This is a genomic window from Myxococcus llanfairpwllgwyngyllgogerychwyrndrobwllllantysiliogogogochensis (assembly GCF_006636215.1).
In the GTDB taxonomy this organism is placed as follows: Bacteria; Myxococcota; Myxococcia; order Myxococcales; family Myxococcaceae; genus Myxococcus; species Myxococcus llanfairpwllgwyngyllgogerychwyrndrobwllllantysiliogogogochensis.
On the sequence record NZ_VIFM01000887.1, the window covers coordinates 1 to 414 of the forward strand.

1 protein-coding gene is annotated in these 414 nt (G+C 55.1%); it reads right to left on the reverse strand.

All coding sequences use genetic code 11. The features are described 5' to 3' along the window. The coding region (locus tag FJV41_RS56200; protein ID WP_181791631.1) for a homoserine O-acetyltransferase/O-succinyltransferase family protein at positions 1-414 on the reverse strand (414 nt) is incomplete at both ends.

The window sequence follows — 414 nt, forward strand, 5'->3', positions numbered from 1 at the left end:
TCGTTTTGTGGGAAATAGTTATGAGGTATCTCAGGGTTCAAACCGGCTTCCACATCGCGGAAATATTCGCTTGCCAGGGTATTGGCATCGTACTCCGGGTGGCCGGTGACAAAGGCGATGCGCTTATCTTTGCTGGCGAACAAATACGCATCGCCCTCTTCCGTCTCCGCGAGGATCTCGAGATCGGTATAGTCGCGAATAAGTCCGGCCGGAAAATCAGCATAGCGTGAGTGCGGGGCCAGGAAAGAGTCGTCGAAACCGCGGGTCAGTAAGGCGTGCGGATGAAGAATATGGTGTTCATAGACGCCGGAAATCTTTTCGGCGCGGGTCTGCTTGGGAATGCCGTACAGAATGTTCAGCGCGGCCTGAACCGCCCAACAGACGAACAGCGTCGAAGTGACGTGATCCTTGGCC